Raw genomic sequence first — 21,840 nt, 5'->3', positions numbered from 1 at the left:
GCCTATCCCTTCCGCTGGTACGCCCAGACCGTGAGATCGCCGGAGGTCGACCGGCAGACCAGCCGGGCCGGGACGGCCTGGCAGTCGCCGGTGCCCGGGGGGAGGTCGGCCAGGAGCTCCGGTTGCGCGCCGTCGGGGGCGGCGACCGCGACCATGGTACGGGCACCCGCGTTCGCCGTCCGCGTCACGAGAAGATGGTCGCCGCCGCCCGCACCGGGCACCGGACGCCAGCCGTCCAGGTCGGTGACGACCTCGCCGGTGTCCGGGTCGATCACGCCCACGGGATCGTTCTCGCCGGCCGGGGTGCCGAACGCCAGCACCAGGCCGCCGCGCTGCTCGACGCTGCGCCACGCCGGGCGGTACCAGCGCAGGGCGCCGTCGGCGGGGTCGACGGCCCGGACGCCGTCGGGGCCGGCGAGGCAGGCCAGGGCGCCGCAGGTGGTGACGCCGAACGCGGACCCGGCCGGGCGGGTCCAGCGGGGCTGCAGCGTCACCGGGTCGAACGCCGAGACCATGCGACCGCCCAGCGTGGGGTGCCGCAGCAGCAGGAGGCCACCGGAGAGCACGGGGTTGTCCGGGCCGTAGTCGGCGGGCGGCAGCTGGGCCTCAACGAGTTCCGCACCCGTGGTGAGGTCGTGCACGGCGGCGGTGCGGTTGTCGTGGACCAGCAGCATCCGCCACGGGGACTCGGCGGGCCCGGGCACCCCCAGCAGCACCGCCGTGGACGGCACGGGCACCGCCCACGTCGTCCGGCCGGTCGCCGGGTCGACCGCCTCGACCGAGCCCTGCACGCGCCGGCCCGGCCCGGAGAAGCTGCGCACGTTGGAGACGGCGAGCAGGGTGGACGAGCCGGTAACGGTGACGACGCTGCCGGAGCGCCGCCACCGGACGGAGCCGTTGTCCAGCGCGACCGCGGTGGTGCCCGGGTCGACGCGGGCGTTGCCGGAGAAGGGCCGCAGCAGGATCAGCCCGTCACCGGTACGCAGCCGGAAGGTCGGCATCGCCGAGCCCGCCTGCCAGCGCAGATGCCCGTCGCGCAGGTCGTACGACGTCAGCACCCCGAGGCTCTGCGCGAGCAGGTCCCCGTTGTCGGTGAGCGTGTACGGGTCCGCGGGCCCCACCCGCATCGACAGCAGCGGGGTGAGCGCGGGTGGCGGCGGTGCGGCCGAGGCCGTCGAGCCGAAGAGCACGAGGACGGCGACCATCACGGGCGCGAACCAGTCCGGAACCGTGGAGCGGGTGGGGGCGGCGTACTCGTCGGGCTCTCCGCGCGCGAGCCCCAGGTCGATGATTACCGTCGGACCCTCGAACGTCTCCGCCGCCATACCCTCAAAGGTAACGGCTCTATAACGAAAGTGCGCGCCGAGCGCCGGCTACGACGCCGGCTGCGGCTCGCCCGGGGCTGCCTCGAGCTTCGAGACCCATTCGGTGACGTCCCGCGCGACGTCCTGCGCCGTGAGCCCCAGCGAGGCCAGGATCTCGGCGCGGCTGCCGTGCGGGTGGAAGCCGGTCGGCACGCCGAAGCTCCGCACCGGCACGTCGGAGCCCGCGTCGCGCAGGGTGGCGGCCACGGCCTCACCCACGCCACCGGCGCGTACGCCGTCCTCCAGCGTCACGACCAGGCGGTGCCGGCCGGCCAGCCCGACGAGCTCGATCGGGACCGGGCGCACCCAGCGGGGGTCGACGACCGTGACGCCGTACCCCTGCTCGGCGAGCCGTTCGGCCACCTCCATGCCCAGCTTGGCGAACGCGCCGACCGCGACCAGCAGCACGTCGTTGCGCTCGGCCTCGTGCAGCACGTCCACCGGGCCGACGCGGCGCACGGCCGGCAGGTCCGCGGCGACCGAACCGGTCGGGAACCGGACGATCGTCGGCCCGTCGTCGACGGCGACCGCCTCGCGCAGCTCCTCGCGCAGCGTGGCGGCGTCGCGCGGGGCGGCGATGCGCAGGCCGGGGACGACACCGAAGACGCTCATGTCCCAGATGCCGTAGTGGCTCGGGCCGTCCGGGCCGGTGATGCCCGCCCGGTCGAGCACGAACGTGACCGGCAGCTCGTGCATCGCCACGTCCAGCAGGACCTGGTCGAAGGCCCGGTTCAGGAAGGTGGCGTACACGGCGACGACCGGGTGCAGCCCGCCCATCGCGAGGCCGGCCGCGGACGTGGCCGCGTGCTGCTCCGCGATGCCCACGTCGTACGCCCGCTCGGGGTACTTCTTCGCGAGCGCGGCGATGCCGGTGGGCTCGGCCATCGCGGCGGTGATGCCGACGACGTCCGGGCGCTCGTCGGCGATGGCGACCAGCTCCTCGGCGAACACGTGCGTCCACTTCACCGTCGGCGCCGCCAGCAACTTGCCGGTCTCGATGCTGAACGCGCTGCCCGGGCCGTGCAGGCAGTCGGCCTCGTCGTCCTCGGCGGGCCGGTAGCCGTAGCCCTTGCGGGTCACCGAGTGCACGATGACCGGCGCGTTGAAGCCCTTGGCCCGGCGCAGCGCGGACTCCATGGCCTGGTGGTCGTGGCCGTCGACCGGGCCGATGTACTTGATGCCGAGGTCCTCGAACATCGGCTGCGGGCTGACCGCGTCCTTGATGCCCTTCTTGACCGCGTGCAGCACCTCGTACGCCGGCCTGCCCACCACCGGCGTCGAGCCGAGCGCGTTCTTCACCAGGTCCAGCACCCGCTCGTAGCCCGGGTTGAGGCGCAGCGTGGAGAGGTGGTCGGCGAGGCCGCCGATCGTCGGCGCGTACGACCGGCCGTTGTCGTTGACGACGATGACCAGCTTGTTCTTCGCGGCGGCGATGTTGTTGAGCGCCTCCCAGCACATGCCGCCGGTGAGCGCGCCGTCCCCGACCACGGCCACCACGTGCCGGTCCTCGCCGCGCAGGGCGAACGCCTTGGAGATGCCGTCGGCGTACGACAGCGCGGTGGAGGCGTGGGAATTCTCGATGAGGTCGTGCTCGCTCTCGGCCCGGCTCGGATAGCCGGAGAGCCCGCCGCGCTGGCGCAGCAGGTCGAAGCCGTCCTGGCGGCCGGTCACGATCTTGTGCACGTACGCCTGGTGGCCGGTGTCGAACAGGATCCGGTCCCGCGGCGAGTCGAAGACCCGGTGCAGTGCCAGGGTCGTCTCCACCACGCCCAGGTTGGGGCCTAGGTGCCCGCCGGTGCGCGAGACCTTGGCCACCAGGAAGTCACGAATCTCGGCGGCGAGCAGGGTGAGCTGCTCAGGGCTCAAACGCTTGAGGTCGCCCGGCGTGGCGATCGTGCCGAGGATGCCGGTCGTCGTCTGATCACTGCGCTCGCTCATGAGGAGTCAGTCTATCGGCGTGCGGCCGGTACGCATCCGGCGCGAACGGCCAGTGCGACCTCCTCCACAAAACCTGCACATTCGCGAGATCGTGACTCAGGTCACAGCTTGCGGTAGGAAGGAGCCATGACCGTCGATGCCCCGCCCGCCGCCCGCCGCGACCGCAGTCATGTGCTCTACATCGCCGTGCTGGTGGCGATGGCCCTGGGCATCGCCGTCGGCTTCCTCTTCCCGGAGTTCGGCAAGGACCTGCGCCCGCTCGGCGCCGGCTTCGTCGCGCTGATCCGGATGATGATCGCCCCGGTGATCTTCTGCACGATCGTGCTGGGCGTGGGCTCGATCCGCCGCGCCGCGCAGGTCGGCCGGGTGGGCGGGCTGGCGCTCGGCTACTTCCTGATCATGAGCACGGTCGCGCTCGCGATCGGTCTGGTCGTCGGCAACATCCTGCACCCCGGCTCGGGACTGCACCTGAGCGCCGAGCTGGCCAAGACCGGTCAGGCGCAGGTCAGCGGCGAGGCCGAGTCGACCGTCGACTTCCTGCTCGGCATCATCCCGGACTCGCTGCTGGGCGCGCTGACCACCAGCGAGGTGCTGCAGACGCTGCTGGTGGCCCTGCTCGTCGGCTTCGCGGTGCAGGCCATCGGCCGCTCCGGCGAGCCGGTGATCCGGGCGATCGGCGTGATCCAGCGCCTGGTCTTCAAGATCCTCGCGATGATCATGTGGCTGGCGCCGATCGGCGCGTTCGGGGCGATGGCCGCCGTGGTCGGCGCGACCGGCTTCGACGCGCTCAAGAGCCTCGCCGCCATCATGGTCGGCTTCTACATCACCTGTGCGCTCTTCATCTTCGTGGTGCTCGGGCTGCTGCTCCGACTGATCGCCCACGTGTCGATCTTCAAGCTGCTGCGCTACCTGGCCCGGGAGTTCCTGCTCATCCTGTCGACCTCGTCCTCGGAGTCGGCGCTGCCCCGGCTGATCGCCAAGATGGGCCACCTCGGTGTCAGCCGGCCGGTGGTCGGCATCGTCGTGCCCACCGGCTACTCGTTCAACCTCGACGGCACGGCGATCTACCTGACGATGGCCTCGCTGTTCATCGCCGACGCGATGGACAAGCCGCTCTCCGTGGGCCAGCAGATCGGCCTGCTGCTGTTCATGATCGTCGCGTCGAAGGGCGCGGCCGGCGTCACCGGCGCGGGCCTCGCCACGCTCGCCGGCGGGCTGCAGAGCCACCGGCCCGACCTGGTGCCCGGCGTCGGCCTCATCGTCGGCATCGACCGGCTGATGTCCGAGGCCCGGGCGCTCACCAACTTCGCCGGCAACGCCGTCGCCACCGTCCTCGTCGGCACGTGGACCAACGAGATCGACCGCGAGCAGGTCGACGCGGTGCTGTCCGGCGCGGCGCCGTTCGACGAGATCAGCTACGACGACGACCCGCACGACACCCACGCGGCCGACGACGACGCCCCCGCCGAGGACGACACGCAACGGCAGCCGGCCGCCAGGACCGCCGGTAGCTGACCTCAGCGTTCCAGCAGCGCCACGCACTCCACGTGCTGCGTCATCGGGAAGCAGTCGTACGCGCGCAGCGCCGACACCCGGAACCCCAGCTCCGCGAACGTCTTCACGTCCCGGGCCAGGGCGGCCGGATCGCAGGCCACGTACGCCACCGCCCGGGGCCCGGCCGCCGCGACGGCCCGCACCACCTTCGCGCCCGCGCCGGTCCGGGGCGGGTCGAGCACCACCACGTCGACCGGACCGGCGACCCGGCGACGGGCCAGGGCGACGTCCACCTTGGCGGAGACGACCTCCACGTGCCGCAGCGTGGCGAGGTTGCGACGGGCCGCGGCGACGCCGACCGGGGACGACTCGACCACCGTCGTACGGGCCCCGGTGCGCTCGGCGAGGGCCGCGGCGAACAGCCCCGCGCCGCCGTAGAGGTCCCAGGAGACCTCACCGGCCGCCGGCCGCAGCATCTCCAGCACGGCGGTGACCAGGGTGTCCGCGGCGGCGGGGTGGATCTGCCAGAAGCCCTCGGCCGGCACGTGCCATTCCCGGCCCGCGGCCACCTCACGCACCTCGGCCGACCCGTCGAGCAGCGCACGGTCGCCGCCGTGCACCTCGTCCAGCAGCCAGTCGCCGGTCACCGGCGCGGCCTCCCCCGCGGACCGGGTCGCCACGACCGGGGCCGCCCCCGCGGAGGTGACCGGGCGGGCCAGCACGCTCACGTCGCCGCCGGTGGACGCCACCGCCTCCACCGCGGCCGTGTCCGGCCAGCGCCGCGCGGTCACGTCGAGCTCCTGCAGGCGGGGGTGCGCGATGCGGCACCGGTCGATCGGCACGACCTCGTGGGAGCGGTGCTTGAGCAGGCCGGGCCGGTCGGCGGCGTCGACCGCGTACCGGATCCGCGACCGCCAGCCGAGCGGGCCGCCGGGCAGCGGCTCCACCCGTACCCCGAGGGCGTCGAGCTGGGTCGCGCTCAGACCGCCCATGCGGCCGAGCAGCTCCCGGACGACCGCGGCCTTCCACTCCAGCTGCGCGGCCGGCGCGACATGCTGCAGGTCGCAACCCCCGCAACCACCGGGCCGGGCGTACGGGCACGGCGGCGTCACCCGGTCCGGCGACGCCTGCTGTACGGCCACGGCCTCCGCGCGCAGGTATCCGCGGTGCAGCTCGGTGATCTCGGCCGTGACCCGCTCGCCCGGCAGCGCGTGCCGCACGAACACCACCCGGCCGTGCTCGTCACCGATCCGGGCCACGCAGTGCCCGCCGTGCGCCGGCGCCCCGACGAGGAGCTCCACGCGGTCGCCCTCGACCAGGTCCTCGATGCCGTACGGGGAGCTCACCGGGCCTCGTCCGCCCCGGTGGCGGCGGGCTCGGCCGCCGCGGTCCCGCCCGGCGCGGCACCGGCCTGCCCGGCGTCCGTCCGGCGCGTCCGGGGCCCGCGGGCGGGTGCCCGGCTCAGGTCCCGGTCCAGCCGCTCGAGGTCGCGGTCCTGGCTGGAACGCAGCTGCCAGGGCACGCTGGTCACCATCACGCCCGGCTCGAACAGCAGCCGGCCCTTGATCCGCAGCGCGCTCTGGTTGTGCAGCAGGTTCTCCCACCAGCGGCCCACGACGTACTCGGGCACGAAGACGGTGACCACGTCGCGCGGCGAGCCGCGGCGCACGCTCTTGACGAAGTCGATGATCGGCCGGGTGATCTCGCGGTACGGCGAGTCCACGACGGTCAGTGGCACCGGGATCTGCCGCCGCTCCCACTCCGCCTGGATCTTGCGGGTGTCCTTGTCGTCCACGTTGACCGTGACGGCGGTCAGCGTGTCGGGGCGGGTGGCCTGCGCGTACGCGACCGCCCGCAGGGTCGGCATGTGCACCTTGCTGACCAGCACCACCGCGTGGTTCCGGGAGGGCAGCACCGGGCGTTCCTCGGTGGGCTGCAGCTCCTCGGCGACCCGCACGTAGTGCTTGCGGATGCCGAGCATGAGCACGTAGATCACCACCATGCCCGCGATGGCGATCCACGCCCCGAGCAGGAACTTGGTGATCAGCACGACGATCAGGACCGCGCCGGTGAGCCCCATGCCGAAGGTGTTGATCGCCCGGGAGCGGAACATCTGCCGTCGCTTCATCGGATCACGCTGGGTCCGCAGCAGCCGGTTCCAGTGCCTGATCATGCCGGCCTGCGACAGCGTGAACGACACGAAGACGCCGACGATGTAGAGCTGGATGAGCCGGGTGACCTCGGCGTCGAACGCCACGATCAGCACCATCGCCGCCACGGCGAGGAAGATGATGCCGTTGCTGAACGCGAGCCGGTCGCCACGGGTGTGCAGCTGGCGCGGCAGATACCGGTCCTGCGCCAGGATCGAGCCGAGCACCGGGAAGCCGTTGAAGGCGGTGTTCGCGGCCAGGAACAGGATCAGGGCGGTGACCGCGCCGACCATGTACAGCAGGATCGAGCCCTCGCCGAAGACCGTCTCGCCGAGCTGGGTGGTGACCGTCTTCTGCACGTAGTTCGACGGGCCGCTGACGATCTGCGACATGTCCTCGACGTACTGCAGGTGGGTCGCGCGGGCGAGCAGCACGATGCCGAACAGCATCATGATCGCGATGCCGCCGAGCAGCAGCAGCGTGGTGGCGGCGTTCTTGCTCTTCGGCGGCTTGAACGCCGGCACGCCGTTGGAGATGGCCTCCACACCGGTCAGCGCCGCACAGCCGGAGGAGAACGTCCGCAGCAGGAGGAACACGAAGGCGAAGCTGGTCAGATGGTGCGCCTCGGCGTCGATGACCAGACCGGCGCTCGGCGCGCGCAGGTCCTGGCCGAGCACGAACACCCGGACCAGGCCGGTGACGATCATGCCGAAGACGATGAAGATGAACGCGTACGTCGGGATGGCGAACGCCGTGCCGGACTCACGCAGCCCGCGCAGGTTGAGCGCACCGAGCAGCGCGATCGCGGCCATCGCGATGCCGATCTTGTGCTCGGCGACGAACGGCACCACCGAGCCCAGGTTGGACACGCCGGCGCTCACCGACACCGCGACCGTGAGGATGTAGTCGACCAGCAGCGCGCTGGCCACCGCCACGCCGAACTTGGGCCCGAGGTTGACCGTCGCCACCTCGTAGTCGCCGCCGCCGGACGGGTACGCGTGCACGTTCTGCCGGTAGCTCGCGACCACCGTGACCATCACCACCGCCACGGCCAGCGTGATCCAGGGGGAGATGGCGAACGCCGTCGCGCCGGCGATCGACAGCGTCAGCAGAATCTCGTCGGGCGCGTACGCGACGCTCGAGAGCGCGTCCGACGCGAACACGGGCAGCGCGATGCGCTTGGGCAGCAGCGTGTGCTGCAGCCTGTCGGACCGGAAGGGCCGGCCGAGCAGCAGGCGCTTGGCTAGGGACGTCGAACTTGCCACAAGCGCCAAGCGTACGGCGGTATCCGCCACGCCGTCGGCCGCCCCGGCCAGCGTGCGTCGCGCGGGCATGGGACGCTCTGCACGTACGCATTCAGCGGGAAGGCGTGAAACCTTGCACGTGGTGATCATGGGCTGCGGCCGGCTCGGCTCGACGCTGGCCCACAAACTCGACGCCCGGGGCCACTCGGTCGCGATCATCGACCAGAATTCCGACGCCTTCCGGCGGCTCGGGGCGGAGTTCGGCGGCATCACCGTGACCGGGATCGGCTTCGACCGCGACGTGCTGCGCCAGGCCGGCATCGAGCGCGCGGACGCCTTCGCGGCGGTCTCCAGCGGCGACAACTCCAACATCATCTCGGCCCGGCTGGCCCGCGAGACGTACGGCGTCTCCCGCGTGGTCGCCCGCATCTACGACGCCCGCCGCGCGCTGGTCTACGAGCGGCTCGGCATCCCGACCGTGGCGACGATCCGCTGGGCCGCCGACCGGATGGTGCGCCACCTCGTGCCGGAGGGCACCGTCGAGGTGTTCCGCGACCCGACCAGCGCCGTCTCCATCGTCGAGGCGCCGCTGCACCGCGACTGGGTGGGCCGCACGATCAAGACGCTGGAGGAGACCACCGGGGCCCGGGTGGCGTACCTCATGCGGTTCGGCATCGGCTCGCTGGCCACGCCCTCCACCGTCATCCAGGACGGTGACCAGGTGTTCGTGCTGGTCACCGACGACATCGTCGACGACGTGCTCGCGGCCGCCGCGAGCACCGGCGTGGGGGGTCACTGACATGCGGATCGCCATCGCGGGCGCCGGCAACGTCGGCCGGTCGATCGCCAGTGAGCTGATCGGCAACGGCCACCAGGTCATGCTGATCGAGCGCCAGCCCCGCCAGCTGCGCCCCGAACGGGTGCCGGAGGCCGAGTGGGTGCTGGCGGACGCGTGCGAGGTCAGCAGCCTCGAGGAGGCGGACGTGGCCGGCTGCGACGTGGTCATCGCGGCCACCGGCGACGACAAGGCCAACCTCGTCGTGTCGCTGCTCGCCAAAACAGAGTTCGCCGTCAACCGGGTCGTGGCCCGGGTGAACCGCGCCGAGAACGAGTGGCTCTTCACCGAGCAGTGGGGCGTGGACGTCGCGGTGAGCAAGCCCCGGCTGATGGCCGCCCTGGTCGAGGAGGCGGTGACGGTCGGCGACCTGGTGCGCATCATGACGTTCCGCCAGGGCGAGGCCAACCTCGTGGAGATCACCCTGCCGGCGAACGCCCCGTACGTGGGCCAGCCGGTGCGCTCGGTGCCGATGCCCCGCGACTCGGCGCTGGTGGCCGTGCTGCGCGGCAAGCGCGTGCTGGTGCCCACCCCGGACGACCCGCTGGAGGCGGGCGACGAGCTGATCTTCGTGTGCACGACCGAGGTGGAGGACGCCGTCCGCGCGGTCGTCCTCGGCAAGACCGGCGACCTCGGCTGACCGCCGTGCCCCGGGGCCTGTTCTGCCCTAGGCGGGCTCGACCGCCTCGCTCGGCTCGGCCGCCTCGGCCGACGTCACCCGGTGCACAGCCCAGGCGGTGAAGGCGAACGTCGCGGCGTAGATGGGCCAGCTGATCAGCACGCGCACGATGCCGATCGCGTTGGCCTGGTCGGCGAGGTACAGCCAGCCCTGCACGCCGGCGCGGACGAACAGCGACGCGGCCCAGACCAGGGTCAGCCATTGGAACGTACGGAACAGCCGCGGGTTGTCGAACCAGTCGTGCTTGCCGCCGTTGGCCAGCACGCCCCACACGTACCCGATGATCGGGCGGCGGACCGCGACCGAGCCGATGAGCACCACCACCTGCCCCATCGTGAGCAGGATGCCCGGCAGGTAGAAGTTCTTCGCGTCGCCGGTACGCCACGCGAGGAACGCGCCGACCGCGATGCCGAAGATGCCGTTGACCGCGTGCCGGATCGGCTGCTTGCGGCTCAGCCGGTACGCCCCGATGGCCAGCGCGGAGCCGACGCTGCCGCCGATCGCCCAGTACAGGGCGGTCTTCTTCGCCAGATCCAGCCCGACGTCCCCGAGCAGCACGTTGAGCAGCACGAAGGCCAGCACCGGGACGCTCGACTCGATGAGCCCGCGTACCCCGCCGAGCTGCTCGGAGATCTGCTCGCTCATCGAGGGCAGGGGCTCGTCCGCCTCCTCCGGCTCCGGCACCGGATGCAGATCGAGTTCCTCGACAACCTCCTCGGCGACCCGTTCCTCGACCGTTTCGTGCGCGGCGTGACGGGGCTCGCTGCCGGGTGTCACCGGGGCGCCTCCAGCTCGTAGTACGGGTTGTAGATGACCTTGCGGTCGTCCCGGATCGCGATCCGGCCGCGCGCGGTGAGCTGACGTCCCGGTTCGATGCCCACGATCGAGCGCCGGCCCAGGAAGACGAGCGTGACCACGTCACTGCCGTCCCAGAGGTCCGCCTCGAGCGTCGGCAGGTTGGTTCGGGGAGTGTACGCCACCGTGCGCAGCCGCCCCGACACGGAGACGACCTGGCCGCGGTGGCACTGCCCGGCCGGCATCGCTCCGCACTTGGCGCTGTCGCGTTGCAGCTCCTCGGCGTCCAGCTCCTCCTCGGAGGCGGTCAGCCGTTCGAAGAACCGGCGCAGGCCGGTGCGTTGATCGGTCGTCATGACCCTCTGCCACCTCTGTTGGCAAGCCACGGAAGCCGACGGCGGGGGCACCGGCGGACGGCCCCAGTGTGGGCGGGGACCGCAACTCCACGGTACGCCGGAAGCACCCCGGTGACCTAGGTCACCGGGGATCACCTCGACCGGCGGGCACCGGTCAGCGCGCGTGGCGCCCGTTCGTACCCGGCATCTGCTGGTTGCGCGCCACGTCCGGCGGCGTCGGGTCCTCGTGCTCGTGGGCGTGCTCCTCGGCGGCCTGGGCCATCTCCCGCGGCAGCCGCAGCGGCAGGGCCTCACGCACCGGGCGGGCCTCGTCGTCCCGGACCACGACCAGCCCGCGCAGGCACTCGCCGAGCACGCCCTCCTGGCTGGGATCGGCGGCCGCGAGCCCCTGGAACAGCGCCCGCACCATCCAGCGCGGCCCGTCCACGCCCACGAAGCGGACGTCGGCCGGGCCCTCGGGCGTGTTGACCCGCGCCGCCAGCTCGACGCCGTACGGCCCCTCGAACTCGACCGGCGACGCGCCGTCGGCCTTCATCGCCGCGGCGATCTCCTCGCGGATCTCGTCCCAGATCCCTTCCGTACGCGGCGCCGCGAACGCGCCCAGCTGCAGGGCGCTGTTGCCGTGCACGAGCACGACCTGCTCGACCCCGCCGTCCGGGTTGGCCTGCACCCGCACCTCGACCCCCTCGACCGCGGGGATCAGCAGGCTGCCGAGGTCGAGGCGCTGGACCCCCTCGGGCGCCTGCGCGCCGTCCCAGGGGCCGAACTCGGGCGCCGGCGGCAGGTCACCCATGCTCTGGGCGAGGGCCGCCGTCTGGGGCGCGTCGTCCGGGCGTACGTGCCGCGGGCCTCCGCGCTTGCGGGAGAACATCTGCTTGCCACCTTCCCGATCTTCAAGCTTCTGCTGCGCCGGACCGTCGCCGGGCCCGGCCTGCGAGATCCGTCAGCGGGCTCCGGGCGCGGCCGGCGTCTCCACGGATCCCTTACCCTGCTCCGGCAGCGCCCCGTGGCCGCCGGTGGAGCCGTGGCCACCCGCGCCACGCACGCTGCCGGCGAGCTCGTCGACGACGTGGAACACGGCCCGCTCGACCCGCTGGACGACCAGCTGGGCGATGCGGTCACCCCGGGAGATCTTGACGGTGTTCTCCCGGTCGTGATTGATGAGATTCACCAGGATCTCGCCGCGGTAACCGGCGTCGACCGTACCGGGCGCGTTGAGGACCGTCACGCCCAGGCGGGCGGCCAGCCCCGAGCGCGGGTGCACGAGCCCGGCGTAACCCTCCGGGAGCGCGATCGCGACGCCGGTCGGCACGAGCTTCCACTCACCGGGGGCCAGCTCCACGCTCTCGGCCGCGTACAGGTCGGCGCCGGCGTCACCGGGGTGGGCGTACGCCGGCAGCGGCAGGCCGGGGTCGAGGAGTCGGACCTGGATGTCCACGGCGGAAGTCCTTCACGTCGATCGGATCGGGGCGGCACTCACCCTGCCATCCTGCCGTCAGCGCGGACGGAGGCGCGCCGTACCCTCACCAGCGTGACACCCGAGCCCTCCGCGCGCACGGTCGCGGCCGCGGCGTACGCCGAACGGCTGCACGCTCCGTGGTGGATGTGGCCGGTCGCGCTCGGGGTCGGGTTCCTGCTGGCGGCCGAGATCTGGATGGGCGGTGCGGGCGTACGCGCCTGGCTGCCGTTCGCCGTCCTGCTCCCGCTCTCCGCCCTGCTGCCCTGGTGGCTGGGGCGCATCCGGGTGGCGGTCACCACGACGGAGTTCCAGGTGGACGACGCGCGGCTGCCGCTGACGGTGATCGCCGACGTCGTCGCGCTGGACGCGGACGGCAAGCGCGAGGTGCTGGGCGTGGGCTCGCACCCGCTCGCCTTCGTGGTGCAGCGTCCCTGGATCAGGGGGGCGGTGCAGGTGGTGCTCGACGACCCCGCCGACCCCACCCCGTTCTGGGTGGTCAGTACGCGCCACCCGGTGGAGCTGGCGACCGCGCTGCTGGCGGCCCGCGGCCGCGCTTAGGGCAGCCCCGCGCGGTTACCTGCGGAGGTCCTTCATCAGCTTCTCGCCGAGGTTCTGCGTGGCCCGGCGGTTCAGGTAGCCCGCCACGGCCGCGCCGGTGAGCAGCGGCCCCATCGTGGTCAGATTGCGCCCGAAGCGGCGCAGCAGCGACGACTGGAGTTCCTTGCGGGCCGCCGTGCCGAGCACCGTCGCGACCCCGACGCCCGGTACGAGCGGGTTCACGCCGCGCCCGCCGGACCAGGACTGGATCAAAGCGGCGGACTTCTGCCCGCCGGTGCCGGCGACCGACCGGCCGTACACCTCGTGCAGCTCGCCGATCAGCTTCAGCTCGATGGCGACCACGGCGACCGTCTCGGCGGCGAGCAGGACGGGAGCCGAGAGCAGCGTGGGCGTCACGGCCCATTCCAGCGAGGCCACGCCGCCGCCGGCCGCGCCCACCCCGGCCGTTGCCCGGGCGGCGTTGCGGACGAGGCGTTCGGCGAGGTCGTCGCCCTCGAGGCCGTCGTGATGGCGGCGCAGCGTCTCGAGATCACGGATCGGCACGTGCGGCGCCACGTCGGCGACGACGTCGGCCATCCAGCGGATCGCCGCCTTCGGCCGGAACATCTGCCCCAGCCCGCGGCGGCGGACGTCGCCGACCAGCCGGCCGAGCAGGCGCCGGCGCTTCTCCGGCTCCAGGTCGTCGGCGGTCAGCGCGGCCACGGTCGCGCCGATCTCGGCATCGGCCGCCTCCGGCGGCTCTGCCGGGTCGACCTTCATGAGCTCACGCCCCGCCTCTGCGGTCGGTGCCGAGTTGTCGTCTGGGCGGCTCATGGTGGTCGACCTCCCCGTTCGTCTGCCGTCAGCGACCCTTTACCCCGCCGGACCGGCGGGCACACGGGTCACACGCCGCGCTTGCAGCCCATCGGGCTTCGCTCGGCGCCCGGCCGTCGGCGACGGCCGGGTGGGTGTCGCTCCTGCGACGGGTACGCGGGTCAGGCGCACTCGCGGCAGATCAGTTCCCCGTTGCGCTCGACCGCCAGCTGGCTGCGGTGATGCACGAGGAAACAACGGGCGCAGCGGAACTCGTCGGTCTGCATCGGCAGCACCTTGACGGTCAGTTCCTCGTCGGCCAGGTCGGCGCCGGGAAGCTCGAAGCTCTCCGCGACCTCGACCTCGTCGACGTCCACTGCGCCCGACTGCGAGTCGGCGCGGCGGGCCTTGAGTTCCTCGAGGCTGTCCTCGCCGAGGTCGACCTCGTCGCGACGCGGGGCGTCGTAGTCGGTGGCCATCGGTGTTCACTCTCCTGTATCGATGTGTCACTTGGCGTAAGTAACGCCGGCGACGACGTATCGGTTCCCGTTCTGACGGACTTTTCTCCCTGACCCGAACCGCAGGGGAACGGCCATCCGCCGAGGCGCCCCCACCCCCTCGTGAAACTGCCCCGGCAAACGCGGCACCTTACCGCCCTCGCGGGACGCTTGTACGTCCGCGGGCGGCCAATTGTTCCCGATGTGACTGAGGCGACATCAAGGTAGGGGCCCAGCGGCGTGGATCATCGTCGCCGCGCCGGGAAACGTTCCCTCTTTCCGTGCGCGTGGCGGGCAGACGCCGCGGGCGTGGCGGGCAGACGCTAACCTCACCGCAGACCGTGGCGTCACCGAGGACGACGCACACCCGAGGCGGGAGTACTGCACCCATGAGCTTTGCGCGCGTCCGAGCGCTCGTCGTGGTCGGCGTCCTCGCCGTCGCGGCGGTGGTCTTCGTCGTCGTGGCGCTGGTCCGCGACACCCAGGGCGGTGCCGTGGCCGGCGGCGGATGCCCCGAGGGCTCGGTGATGGCGAACGTGAAGCTGCCGGACGACCCGCAGGAGGTCACGGTCAAGATCCTCAACGGGACCGACCAGGCCGGCCTCGCCGACCGGGTCACCAACGACTTCAAGAACCGGCGGTTCCAGACCCAGAAGCCGGCCGAGAACAACAAGAAGTTCGACGGCGTGGCGATCCTGCGGTACGGCCCCGACGCGGTCGGCTCGGCCTGGCTGCTGCGGGCGTATTTCCTCAACCAGGCCGACCCGCAGTACAGCGCCAAGCGCAAGGGCGCCGTCGTGGACATCGTCATCGGCGGCCGGTTCCAGCAGCTCGCCACGACGACCGAGGTCAACCAGTCGCTCGTCGAGCTCAGCGAGCCGCAGCTCCCGCCGGGTGCGTGCGCCGCTCCGGTCAAGAAGGACTCCTGACCCCTTCCCGCAGGCCCTCAGGCGGCGCCTGAGGGCCTCACCGAGGCCGCCGCAGGGTCAGGCCACCCCGGCCGCCACGGACGGTCAGGGGCCTCCTGCGGCGTCCAGCTCGACGAGCACGTCGTGCAGCGCCGGGAAGAGCGCCGGCGGGGCGGCCACGAGCATGTCCTTGCCGGCCGGATGACCGTCGAGTCCGGACACCCGCAGCCCCGCCTCGGTCGCGACCAGCCCGCCCGCGGCGTGGTCCCACGGGTTGAGCCCCTTCTCGAAGTACGCGTCGAGGCTGCCCTCCGCCGCCATGCACAGATCCAGCGACGCCGCGCCGAACCGCCGGATGTCACGCACTCGGGTGATCAACTGGGCCACCACCGCGCCCTGATGCGCCCGGCGCGCCGAGTCGTACCCGAAGCCCGTACCCACGAGCGCCTGGTCGAGCGTCGTACGCGCCGAGCCGCGCAAACGTCGCTCGCCACGCCACGCGCCGCCGCCCAGCGTGGCCGTCCACTCGTCCCCTGTGGCGGCGTTGTGCACCACTCCGGCGACCACTGTGCCCTCGACCTCCGCGGCGAGGGACACGGCGTACTGCGGGAGCCCGTACAGGTAGTTCACCGTGCCGTCGATCGGGTCGAGGATCCAGCGGACCGCGCCGGTGGACGCGGTGCTGTCGCCGTACTCCTCGCCCAGCACGCCGTCGCCCGGGCGCTCGCGCCGCAGCGCCTCCACGACCTGACGCTCGACGGCCCGGTCCGCCGCCGTCACGACGTCCGTGTCGGTGCTCTTGGTCTGCACGTCGGTGATGGCCTCGGCGCGCATGCGCCGCGCCGTGCCGGCGGCCTCCCGGGCGATCCGTACGGCCACCGCGAGCAGGTCCTCCGGCGTCGATGATCCGGGGTTCTCAGCCACTCCACACCGCCCTTTCAGCGGCTACCATTCTCCCGCCCCACCCCTGCAGCGAGGTCGGCGACCCCCCGCGGCGTGCTGCGGCGGGAGGATCTCGCTGGACGGCGCTACAATTCACCCCTGCCCACGCTTCACGGACACCCGCTCGCCAGGCCCGTCCGCGACCCGCGGGCTCCCACACCCACCGGCCAGCCTCGTTTCGCCGCGTGCTGCGCTGGGCCCCATGGCCGTGCTCCATCGCCCTCCGGAAGGTCATTCGTGACAGAAGCCCACCAGACCGGTGCCGACGTTCGCTCTCTCACCGAGGCCCTGATCGCCCACGCGCAGGGTGCGGGTGGGCAGATCACGTCGGCCGAGGTCGTGCAGACGGTCGAGTCCGCCGAGGTGACACCGGCCCAGGCCAAGAAGATCCTCCGCGCCCTCGTGGACGCCGGGGTCACGGTCGTCGTCGACGGCTCGGCGAGCACCCGCCGCCGGGTCGCCGCCGCCCGCTCCGCGACCCCCGCCTCCAAGGCGACCACCGCCAAGGCGACCCGCGCGCCCGCGGCCAAGAAGGCCGCCACCCCGGCGCCGAAGCAGCCCACCGACGGCGAGGCCCCGGCCGCCGCCGAGGGCCCCGCCAGGAAGGCGGCCGCCAAGAAGACCGCACCGGCGAAGAAGGCCGCCGCCGGACCGGCGAAGGCCACCAAGGCGACGAAGGCGGGCGCTCCCGGCGAGGGCGAGCCCGAGGTCGCCGAGGACATCGATCCCGAGGAGCTCGCCGCCGACATCGAGGACGTCGTCGTGGAGGAGCCGGCCGCCCTGGTCCAGGCCGCCGCGACCGACGCCGCCAGCTCGGCCACCGACGGCGACTTCGAGTGGGACGACGAGGAGTCCGAGGCGCTCAAGCAGGCCCGGCGCGACGCCGAGCTCACCGCCTCCGCCGACTCCGTCCGGGCATACCTGAAGCAGATCGGCAAGGTCCCCCTGCTGAACGCGGAGCAGGAGGTCGAGCTCGCCAAGCGCATCGAGGCGGGCCTGTACGCGGCCGAACGCCTGCGCGCCTGCGAGGAGGGCGAGGAGAAGCTCGACCGCAACTTCGAGCGCGACCTGCGCTGGATCGGCCGCGACGGCGAGCGCGCCAAGAACCACCTGCTCGAGGCCAACCTGCGCCTCGTGGTCTCGCTGGCCAAGCGCTACACCGGCCGCGGCATGGCGTTCCTGGACCTCATCCAGGAAGGCAACCTCGGCCTGATCCGCGCGGTCGAGAAGTTCGACTACACCAAGGGCTACAAGTTCTCCACGTACGCCACCTGGTGGATCCGCCAGGCCATCACCCGCGCCATGGCCGACCAGGCCCGCACCATCCGCATCCCGGTGCACATGGTCGAGGTCATCAACAAGCTCGGCCGCATCCAGCGCGAACTGCTCCAGGACCTGGGCCGCGAGCCCACCCCGGAGGAGCTGGCCAAGGAGATGGACATCACCCCGGAGAAGGTGCTGGAGATCCAGCAGTACGCCCGGGAGCCCATCTCACTCGACCAGACGATCGGCGACGAGGGCGACAGCCAGCTCGGCGACTTCATCGAGGACTCCGAGGCGGTCGTCGCGGTCGACGCGGTCTCGTTCTCGCTGCTGCAGGACCAGCTCCAGCAGGTGCTGCAGACGCTCTCCGAGCGCGAGGCGGGCGTGGTCCGGCTGCGCTTCGGCCTGACCGACGGCCAGCCCCGCACGCTCGACGAGATCGGCCAGGTCTACGGCGTGACGCGCGAGCGCATCCGTCAGATCGAGTCGAAGACGATGTCGAAGCTGCGGCACCCGTCGCGGTCCCAGGTCCTGCGCGACTACCTGGACTGAGCGGCACCGGGATTTCGAAGCTCTCCCCCGCCGGCGGCCGTCATGGCGCCGGCGGGACTGCTTCACGCCGGGCCACGCTCGCTGCGGGCGGCGCTCGCTACGGGCCACGCTCGCTACGGGCGGCGCTCGCTGCGGGCCACGCTCGCTACGGGCGGCGCTCGCTGCGGGCGGCGCTCGCTGCGGGCGGCGCTCGCTACGGGCCACGCTCGCTGCGGGCGGCGCTCGATCGGTCGTTGCTGCGAACGGGCGGCCGCTCGTCGGTTGCTCCGGATAGGGGTTCGCCCCCCTCCGCGGATGGGGTCCGCCCCCTCCTCGGACGCCCCGTTCCGGCGCGGCGCGGCTCAAGATCAGCATTTTGGGTACAGGCACGGACAGCTTGATCAGTACTGGACGATGGGCCCTTCCGTCAACATCCGGTGCCCTTTTGGTCACTACCCGTACATCATCGGGTGGTCATCAGACCGTTGTGCAGAAGTGATCGTTGACGTGGCACCCTTGGGGCACGGCACACTAGCCGGACCACGTGTGACTTGGGTCCCCCCAGGGCACAGTGGGAAGGCTGCAACGGCCAAGGGTGTTGCACGATGGGTGAGCAGTAGCCGAGGAACATGTTCATCGGTGACGACCAGAGGAGGAAGGCGATGACCCCGACTCTCACGCCGCCGGCGGGAAGCGTGGCCGGAACAGCAGCCGATGAACGGTGCGACCGCTGCAATGCAGCCGGGAAGCTCCGTTTGACCCTGGCTGGTGGCGGCGAGCTGGTGTTCTGCGGACACCACGCCAACAGGTACGCCGAGGACCTGGTGAAGATCGCGGTGCAGTACGCGGCCGACCCCGAGTTCACGTGGCGCGGCGCGGACATGATGTCTAACTCCAACTAGAACCCCCCAAACAAGCAAGGGAAGGGCGCCCCGGTGTGGGGGCGCCCTTTTTCCGTGCCCACCCGCCGCGACGCCAACCGGCCGCCCACGACACCAGCCGGACGCATCACCACGCCGCACCGGCGCACGGCAACATGCCCGCACACCAGCCGGACGCATCACCACCGCCACACCGCCACACCGGCGCACCGGCCGCACGCCAGCCCCGGCGCATCGCCGACGGCCCCGCTATGCCGGCCGGACCCAGCGCGCGACCTCCGCGACGCCAGCAGGCCCGTAGCCCGCCCCCCGACCCCAGCCAGCCACCCCGGAGCAGCCATACTCCCGAAGCCCGGCGAGGGCCCACGGGAGCCGACAGCGCCCAGGAGCGCGGCGGAGCGGCCCGGTCTCAGAGCGTCTGGATGGTGGCGATCCGCTCCTCGAGCTGCTCGATCGTCGCCTGCGCGCTCGGCGGCCCCCCGCACAGCCGCCGGAGCTCCGCGTGGATCTTTCCGTGCGGCAGGTTGGTCCGGTGGTGGTGCGCGGCCACCAGCGTGTTCAGCTGCCGCCTCAGCGCCACGCGGCGCTCCGCCGCGCTCATCGTGGCGACCGGCTCGCGCTGGGCCGGTACGGACTCCTTGGGCGCCGCCGCGGCCGCGCGTTTCTGGGCCGCCATCTGCTCCGACTGGCGCTTGTTCAGCAGGACCGAGACCTGGTCCGGGGTGAGCAGGCCCGGCAGCCCCAGGTACTCCTCCTCCTCGGGCGTGCCCGTACGGGCCCCCGTGCCGAACGAGGTGCCGTCGTAGATGACCTGGTCGAGCTCCGCCGTGGCCGACAGCGCCTCGAAGCGTTTCTCGAGCTCGCCCTCCGCGTCCTCGGCCCGCTGGGCCCGTTCGAGCAGGGCGTCGTCGAGGCCGTCCGGGTCCTTCGGGGCGCCGAGGATGTGGTCGCGCTGGGCTTCCATCTCGCTGGCGAGGCCGAGCAGGTGCGGGACGCTGGGCAGGAACACCGTCGCCGTCTCGCCCGTACGGCGGGCGCGGACGAAGCGGCCGATGGCCTGCGCGAAGTAGAGGGGCGTGGAGGCGCTGGTCGCGTACACGCCGACGGCGAGGCGGGGGATGTCGACGCCCTCGGAGACCATCCGGACCGCGACGAGCCAGCGCTGCTCGGAGCGGGCGAACTCGGCGATGCGCGCGGAGGCGCCCTGGTCGTCGGAGAGGACCACCGCCGCCTTCTCGCCGGTGATCTCGTCCAGCAGCTTGGCGTACGCGCGGGCGGACTGCTGATCGCTGGCGATGACCAGGCCGCCGGCGTCGGTCATGCCGTGCGAGCGCAGCCGGGACAGGCGCGCGTCCGCCGCCCGCATCACCTGGGGCATCCAGTCGCCGCGGTGGTCGAGGGCCGTACGCCACGCCTGGGCGATGAGGTCCTTGGTCATCGGCTCGCCGAGGCGGGCCGCCAGCTCGTCGCCCGCGCTGGTGCGCCAGCGGGTCTCTCCCGAGTACGCGAGGAAGATGACCGGCCGGACGACGCCGTCGCGCAAGGCGTCGCTGTAGCCGTACACCGAGTCGGAGCGGGAGCGCTGGAGGCCGTCCTGACCGCGCTCGTACTCGACGAACGGGATGGGGTTGTCGTCGGAGCGGAACGGCGTACCCGTGAGCATCAGCCGCCGCTCGGCCTGGTCGAAGGCCTGCTTGACGCCGTCGCCCCAGGAGCGGGAATCGCCGGCGTGGTGGATCTCGTCGAGGATGACCATCGTGCGGCGGGTCATGGTGCGCCGGCGGTGCACGGCCGGCGCCATGCCGACCTGGGCGTACGTGAGGACCGCCCCGTGGAAGTCGCGGGAGCTGTGCACGTCGGAGTTGCGGAACGCCGAATCGAGCTGGATGCCGACCCGGGCCGCCGCCTGTGACCACTGGGTCTTCAGGTGCTCGGTGGGGCAGACCACGGTGACCGCCTCGACCGTGCCGTCGGAGAGCAGCTCGGCCGCGATGCGCAGGGCGAACGTGGTCTTGCCGGCGCCCGGGGTCGCGACCGCCATGAAGTCGGCGGTTCGGTTGCGCAGGTATTTCACCAGCGCCTTGCGCTGCCAGTCACGCAGCGGCGGGAAGGTCTCCAGGTTCGGCAACGGCGGACTCAAGCTGCGACGATCCCTTCCACATCAGCAAAACGCCCCCGCGGAATGCCGCGGAGGCGAACCCCAGCATAGCGGCGGCGGCGACCACCGCACGGCCACCGCGCCATCGACGGCGGCGGGGCTACGGCACGGCCACCGGGGCGGACCAGCGGCGGTACAGGGCGAGCATCCGTACCGACATCATCACGGCCGCCGCGAGGGCCAGGGTGACCGGATCGGCGACGCCCAGGCGGCTCATCACGGTGACCGCGACGGCGCCGCCGAGCGCGACCACCGCGTAGATGTCGCGCTGCAGCACCACCGGGATCTCGCCGGTGAGCAGGTCACGCGCGAGGCCGCCGCCGATGCCGGTGAGCATGCCGATCAGGCAGGCGCCCACCGCCGGCATCCCGGCGTCGATGGCCTTGAGCGTGCCGGTGACCGTGAACAGGCCCAGGCCGGCGGCATCCAGCAGCAGCACCGTACGCCGCAGCCGGTTGAAGTGCGGGTGCAGCCAGAAGACGGCCATCGAGGCGCTGACGGCCGTGATCGCGTACCGCCAGTCGGCGAAGGCGAGCGGTGGCACCGCGTCGAGCACCAGGTCGCGCAGGATGCCGCCGCCGAGAGCCGCCACGAAGCCGACGAAGGCCACGCCGAACAGGTCGAGGCGCTTCGCGACCGCGGCGCTGGCACCGGAGGCCGCGAAGACCGCCACACCGATGAGGTCCGCGACGAGCAGGGTGTGGCTCGCCGTCACGTGTCTCCCCCGTGGTGATGGTGGTTCAGACCTGCATCGCCTCGTAGATCTCCTTGCACTGCGGGCACACCGGCGAACCGGGCTTCGGCGACTTGGTCACCGGGAACTTCTCCCCGCAGAGCGCCACCACGAACGTGCCCATGACGGCGCTCTCCGCGATCTTCTCCTTGCGCACGTAGTGGAACATCTCCGGCCCGGTGTCGGCGTCCTTCGTCTCCGGGCGCTCGAGGATCTGCGTGCTCACGGCATCTGCCTCTCAGGTCTGTGGTGCTCGTCCGGTC

21 protein-coding genes are annotated in these 21,840 nt (G+C 72.3%); 7 read left to right on the top strand and 14 right to left on the bottom strand.

The genetic code is table 11. The annotated features are described in order from the left end of the window. Window positions 1-2: 2 nt before the first annotated feature. Together COUCH_RS09060 and dxs are read right to left on the bottom strand one after the other, a co-directional pair. Window positions 3-1,325, bottom strand: a complete 1,323-nt coding sequence (locus tag COUCH_RS09060) for a PQQ-binding-like beta-propeller repeat protein (protein WP_249611614.1) — start codon at window positions 1,323-1,325, stop codon at window positions 3-5. A 48-nt stretch (window positions 1,326-1,373) separates the two neighbouring features. Next, window positions 1,374-3,302 (bottom strand): 1-deoxy-D-xylulose-5-phosphate synthase, encoded by a 1,929-nt coding sequence (gene dxs / locus COUCH_RS09055; protein WP_249611613.1) that lies wholly within the window; start codon window positions 3,300-3,302, stop codon window positions 1,374-1,376. A gap of 126 nt (window positions 3,303-3,428) precedes the next feature. Between dxs and COUCH_RS09050 the strand changes: the two genes are divergently transcribed. Continuing rightward, window positions 3,429-4,817, top strand: a complete 1,389-nt coding sequence (locus COUCH_RS09050) for a cation:dicarboxylate symporter family transporter (protein ID WP_249611612.1) — start codon at window positions 3,429-3,431, stop codon at window positions 4,815-4,817. Between the two features lie 2 nt (window positions 4,818-4,819). On the opposite strand, the gene COUCH_RS09045 is transcribed toward COUCH_RS09050, so the two are convergent. Continuing rightward, entirely contained in the window at window positions 4,820-6,142 is a 1,323-nt protein-coding gene (locus COUCH_RS09045; protein ID WP_249611611.1) for a class I SAM-dependent RNA methyltransferase, read from the bottom strand. After that, window positions 6,139-8,211, bottom strand: a complete 2,073-nt coding sequence (locus tag COUCH_RS09040) for an APC family permease (RefSeq protein WP_249611610.1) — start codon at window positions 8,209-8,211, stop codon at window positions 6,139-6,141. Before COUCH_RS09040 ends, COUCH_RS09045 begins: the two co-directional genes overlap by 4 nt. Window positions 8,212-8,323: 112 nt before the next feature. Here COUCH_RS09040 and COUCH_RS09035 point away from each other — a divergent pair, with 112 nt between their 5' ends. Continuing rightward, window positions 8,324-8,989, top strand: coding sequence for a potassium channel family protein (locus COUCH_RS09035; RefSeq protein WP_249611609.1), 666 nt, complete (start codon window positions 8,324-8,326; stop codon window positions 8,987-8,989). A 1-nt stretch (window position 8,990) separates the two neighbouring features. Further along, window positions 8,991-9,665 carry a potassium channel family protein gene (locus tag COUCH_RS09030; RefSeq protein ID WP_249611608.1) on the top strand — a complete coding sequence of 225 codons (675 nt, stop codon included), beginning with the start codon at window positions 8,991-8,993 and terminating at the stop codon, window positions 9,663-9,665. Window positions 9,666-9,692: 27 nt separating this feature from the next. Here the strand turns inward: COUCH_RS09030 and COUCH_RS09025 are convergent, their stop codons facing one another. The 4 genes from COUCH_RS09025 to dut form a co-directional block, all read right to left on the bottom strand. Further along, entirely contained in the window at window positions 9,693-10,481 is a 789-nt protein-coding gene (locus COUCH_RS09025; protein ID WP_249611607.1) for a DUF3159 domain-containing protein, read from the bottom strand. Next, a complete protein-coding gene (locus COUCH_RS09020) occupies window positions 10,478-10,855 on the bottom strand; it encodes an OB-fold nucleic acid binding domain-containing protein (protein WP_249611606.1) in 378 nt (125 codons plus the stop codon). The genes COUCH_RS09025 and COUCH_RS09020 overlap by 4 nt, the downstream gene beginning before the upstream one ends. A 154-nt stretch (window positions 10,856-11,009) precedes the next feature. After that, window positions 11,010-11,726, bottom strand: coding sequence for a DUF3710 domain-containing protein (locus COUCH_RS09015; protein ID WP_249611605.1), 717 nt, complete (start codon window positions 11,724-11,726; stop codon window positions 11,010-11,012). A gap of 72 nt (window positions 11,727-11,798) precedes the next feature. Continuing rightward, window positions 11,799-12,293 carry a dUTP diphosphatase gene (gene dut / locus COUCH_RS09010; protein WP_275980083.1) on the bottom strand — a complete coding sequence of 165 codons (495 nt, stop codon included), beginning with the start codon at window positions 12,291-12,293 and terminating at the stop codon, window positions 11,799-11,801. A gap of 165 nt (window positions 12,294-12,458) precedes the next feature. Between dut and COUCH_RS09005 the strand changes: the two genes are divergently transcribed. Continuing rightward, window positions 12,459-12,872, top strand: a complete 414-nt coding sequence (locus COUCH_RS09005; protein ID WP_249613642.1) for a DUF3093 domain-containing protein — start codon at window positions 12,459-12,461, stop codon at window positions 12,870-12,872. 15 nt (window positions 12,873-12,887) lie between these two features. Here COUCH_RS09005 and COUCH_RS09000 read toward each other — a convergent pair whose 3' ends face one another. Next, the gene (locus COUCH_RS09000; RefSeq protein ID WP_249613641.1) at window positions 12,888-13,631 is read right to left on the bottom strand and encodes a hypothetical protein; all 744 of its coding nucleotides are present in this window, start codon (window positions 13,629-13,631) and stop codon (window positions 12,888-12,890) included. A 215-nt stretch (window positions 13,632-13,846) separates the two neighbouring features. Next, on the bottom strand, window positions 13,847-14,143 hold the full coding sequence (locus tag COUCH_RS08995) for a DUF4193 domain-containing protein (protein WP_023561654.1): 297 nt from the start codon (window positions 14,141-14,143) through the stop codon (window positions 13,847-13,849). A 407-nt stretch (window positions 14,144-14,550) separates the two neighbouring features. Between COUCH_RS08995 and COUCH_RS08990 the strand changes: the two genes are divergently transcribed. Then, complete coding sequence (locus COUCH_RS08990; RefSeq protein WP_249611604.1) at window positions 14,551-15,090, top strand: LytR C-terminal domain-containing protein; 540 nt, start codon at window positions 14,551-14,553, stop codon at window positions 15,088-15,090. 84 nt (window positions 15,091-15,174) lie between these two features. On the opposite strand, the gene COUCH_RS08985 is transcribed toward COUCH_RS08990, so the two are convergent. Next, window positions 15,175-15,993 carry an inositol monophosphatase family protein gene (locus COUCH_RS08985; RefSeq protein WP_249611603.1) on the bottom strand — a complete coding sequence of 273 codons (819 nt, stop codon included), beginning with the start codon at window positions 15,991-15,993 and terminating at the stop codon, window positions 15,175-15,177. A 255-nt stretch (window positions 15,994-16,248) separates the two neighbouring features. Here COUCH_RS08985 and COUCH_RS08980 point away from each other — a divergent pair, with 255 nt between their 5' ends. Further along, window positions 16,249-17,826, top strand: a complete 1,578-nt coding sequence (locus COUCH_RS08980) for an RNA polymerase sigma factor (RefSeq protein WP_275980081.1) — start codon at window positions 16,249-16,251, stop codon at window positions 17,824-17,826. Between the two features lie 641 nt (window positions 17,827-18,467). After that, window positions 18,468-18,707 carry a DUF7455 domain-containing protein gene (locus COUCH_RS08975; protein WP_026205883.1) on the top strand — a complete coding sequence of 80 codons (240 nt, stop codon included), beginning with the start codon at window positions 18,468-18,470 and terminating at the stop codon, window positions 18,705-18,707. A gap of 388 nt (window positions 18,708-19,095) precedes the next feature. Here COUCH_RS08975 and COUCH_RS08970 read toward each other — a convergent pair whose 3' ends face one another. From COUCH_RS08970 to COUCH_RS08960, 3 genes are all read right to left on the bottom strand, one after another. Then, entirely contained in the window at window positions 19,096-20,826 is a 1,731-nt protein-coding gene (locus tag COUCH_RS08970; RefSeq protein WP_249611602.1) for a DEAD/DEAH box helicase, read from the bottom strand. Between the two features lie 118 nt (window positions 20,827-20,944). Next, on the bottom strand, window positions 20,945-21,559 hold the full coding sequence (locus COUCH_RS08965; protein WP_249611601.1) for a trimeric intracellular cation channel family protein: 615 nt from the start codon (window positions 21,557-21,559) through the stop codon (window positions 20,945-20,947). Between the two features lie 25 nt (window positions 21,560-21,584). Next, window positions 21,585-21,803: a DUF3039 domain-containing protein gene (locus COUCH_RS08960; protein WP_249611600.1), complete on the bottom strand. Its 219-nt coding sequence runs from the start codon at window positions 21,801-21,803 to the stop codon at window positions 21,585-21,587. Between the last annotated feature and the right edge of the window lie 37 nt (window positions 21,804-21,840).

This window comes from Couchioplanes caeruleus, from assembly GCF_023499255.1.
Lineage (GTDB): Bacteria > Actinomycetota > Actinomycetes > Mycobacteriales > Micromonosporaceae > Actinoplanes > Actinoplanes caeruleus_A.
This window is presented reverse-complemented; position numbering and strand designations above follow the sequence as displayed.